The 2,981-nt window shown below is 68.7% G+C and carries 2 protein-coding genes and 1 tRNA gene; all 3 read left to right on the top strand.

The features are described from left to right. Positions 1–83: 83 nt before the first annotated feature. The 3 genes from VME70_00610 (at position 84) to VME70_00600 (ending at position 2,930) form a co-directional block, all read left to right on the top strand. Complete coding sequence (locus VME70_00610; protein ID HTW18695.1) at positions 84–2,180, top strand: (Fe-S)-binding protein; 2,097 nt, start codon at positions 84–86, stop codon at positions 2,178–2,180. A 9-nt stretch (positions 2,181–2,189) separates the two neighbouring features. Further along, entirely contained in the window at positions 2,190–2,783 is a 594-nt protein-coding gene (locus VME70_00605) for a hypothetical protein (protein HTW18694.1), read from the top strand. Positions 2,784–2,856: 73 nt separating this feature from the next. Beyond that, positions 2,857–2,930: transfer RNA gene (locus tag VME70_00600), tRNA-Gly, on the top strand. Positions 2,931–2,981: the final 51 nt, after the last annotated feature.

The following is a 2,981-nucleotide window of genomic DNA, read 5'->3' as shown; positions in this document are numbered from 1 at the left end:
GCGCCTCCAACGTCAAGATCACCGCGGTGGAGGGGTGCGAGCCGGGTACGCCGGGGCGCTTCGCGGGCTCGTAGTCTTCCGGCGTGACCGTACGTCTCGTGCTCGGCCTGCTCGTGACCGTCGTCGCGCTCGGCTTCGCGGCCTACCGGGTGGGCTGGCTGACCCGGTTGGTGCTGGCCGGTGCGCCGATCCCACCCGAGCGCCGGCCGACCGTCGTCGGCGCCGTCGAGGCCCAGGTCGTCGACGTCTTCGGCCAGCGCAAGCTGTTCAAGGTCAAGCTGTCCGGCATCGCCCACGCGCTGACCTTCTGGGCCTTCGTCGCACTGCTGCTCACGATCATCGAGGCCTACGGCGCGCTGTTCCAGCGCGACTTCGCAATCCCGGGCATCGGTCACAGCCGTGCGCTCGGCTGCATCGAGGACGCGTTCGCGACCGCCGTACTGCTCGCGCTCGTGGTCTTCGCCGCGATCCGGTTGGCGCGGTCGCCACGTCGGGTCGGGCGGCGCTCGCGCTTCTACGGCTCACACACCGACCAGGCCTACCTCGTGCTCGGCCTGATCTTCCTGGTCATCGCGACGCTGCTGCTCTACCGCGGCGCGCAGATCAACGCCGGCGTCTTTCCCTACCAGCACGACGGCTGGTGGCCGTTCGCATCGAAGGCGGTCTCCTACATCACGCCCGACAGCGAGGCGTTCGAGACGGTGTTCATCGTCGCCCAGATCGCCGTCGTCATGGGCTTCTTGATCTTCGTGCTGCACAGCAAGCACATGCACATCTTCACCGCGCCGCTGAACGCATCGTTGAAGCGTCAGCCCAAGGCGCTCGGCCCGCTGGGTACGACGCCCGACCTCGAGAAACTGATGGAGGACGAGGATGCGGTGCTCGGCGCCGGTGTCATCGAGAACTTTCACCACCAGCAGCTGTTGCAGACGCTGGCGTGCACCGAATGCGGCCGGTGCCAGGACAAGTGCCCGGCCTGGACCACCGGCAAGCCGCTGAACCCGAAGCTCATCATCACCAATCTCCGTGACTCGATGTTCGCGCAGTCCAACCGGCTGCTCGGTGCGAAGGCCGAGGACGGCTCGGAGATGGAGCCGGTGCCGTTGGTCCCCGACGTCATCGACCCGGACGCGCTGTGGGCCTGCACGACCTGCGGCGCCTGCGTCGAGGAGTGCCCGGTCGACATCGAGCACGTCGATACGATTCTCGACCTGCGCCGTTATCAGGTCCTGATGGAGTCGTCGTTCCCGAGCGAGGCCGGCACGATGCTGCGCAACGTCGAGAACCACGGCAACCCATGGGGGCTGCGCGCGGACATGCGCGAAGAGTGGACCGCTGGCGTCGAGTTCGACATCCCTGTCGTCACCGACCACATCCCCGACGACATCGAGTGGCTCTACTGGGTCGGGTGCGCGGGTGGCCTCGACGACCGCGCACGCCGCTCGACCCAGGCGATCGCGCGAGTGATGCATGCCGCCGGAGTGAAGTTCGCGATCCTCGGCGCGGGCGAGTCGTGCACCGGCGACCCCGCGCGCCGGATGGGCAACGAGTACCTGTGGCAGGAGATGGCCAAGGCCAACATCGAGACCCTCGACGGCGTCGGTGCGAAGAAGATCATCGCCTCGTGCCCGCACTGCTTCAACACGATCGGCAACGAGTACCCGGCCCTTGGCGGCAACTACGAGGTCGTGCACCACTCGCAGCTGCTCGGCCGGCTGGTCGCCGAGGGCAAGCTCGCACCGCAGGACCCGATCGTCGCGAAGCTCACCTACCACGACCCGTGCTACCTCGGCCGGCACAACAGCGTGTACGACGCACCCCGAACGGTGCTTGACGCCGTACCAGGTCTCGAGCGGGTCGAGATGCACCGCCACGGCCGGCGCGGCTTCTGCTGCGGGGCGGGCGGCGCGCGGATGTGGATGGAGGAGCGGGTCGGCAAGCGGGTCAACGTCGAGCGGACCGACGAGGCGCTCGGCACCGGTGCGGAGATCATCGCGACGTCATGCCCGTACTGCCTGATCATGCTCGACGACGCGGTGACCGCGAAGCGGGCCGAGGGCGGCGCGCAGGGGGTCACGGTCATCGACATCGCACAGGTCATCGCCGACTCGATCGGGTTGCGGGTGCTGACCGCGGGGGCAGCGGCCGACGCGTCCGCGACCTCGGACTCCGAGAGCTAGCCGCACACGATGGCCTGGCGCAGGAAGAAGCCGCGCGACTGGTCGCAGCGCGCCTTCGAAGAGAGCGAGATGCAGCGCCGCGAACGCGCGGCCGGTGGCGTCCCGATGCCGCAGCCGCTGTCGAAGTCGGTCGACCTGCCCGAACGCTCGACCTGGAAGTGGACGCTCGGCGGCGTGGCGATCATCGTCGTCGCGATCCTGATCCGCAACGGCCTCGACTCGCGGGCACCGGGCCTCACCACCAACTGCCACGTGCCGGCCATCGCGTTGAGCTCGGCAAGCGTGCACCGCGGGTCCACGCTGCGCTGGTCGGGAACCGGCCCGGCCGCGATGCACTTCGTCATCACCGTCGGCGTGGGCGGGCTGCGGCCGGGTGCACATCCGGGCCAGCTCAGTCCGGTGCCGGATCCTGGCGGCTCGGTCAACAGCACGGAGATCGCGGTCTTCCCGAAGGCGCTGTCGAGCAGCTGCAAGGCCAACGGATCGTTCACCGTCGACGTACCGCCGGGCGGCTACAACGTCCGGATGTTCAAGCTGATCGGCAGCGGTTCCGCGGTGACGGGGACGCCGGTCGCGACCAAGCGGATCACGGTCACGTCCTAGCCTCCCGGCACCGAGCGGGGAGCGCGGTGCGGACGCTATCCTCGGGCGGTCCGCCGGGCTCGGCCCGGCGCTCGCGGGTGTAGTTCAATGGCAGAACATCAGCTTCCCAAGCTGACAGTGCGGGTTCGATTCCCGTCACCCGCTCCACCGGCCTACCAGGTGTTTTCCCAGGTCAGCGGGCCTTTGTCCCCTCATTCT

It is taken from the genome of Mycobacteriales bacterium (genome assembly GCA_035504215.1).
GTDB lineage: Bacteria > Actinomycetota > Actinomycetes > JAFAQI01 > JAFAQI01 > DATAUK01.
Note: the sequence above shows the minus strand (reverse complement) of the source record. Positions and strands in the feature narration are given on the sequence as shown.

What these genes read in the sequence shown, in the direction of transcription:
- VME70_00605 (HTW18694.1), top strand. Translation starts at nt 2,190, where the DNA reads ATGGCCTGGCGCAGGAAGAAGCCGCGCGACTGGTCGCAGCGCGCCTTC.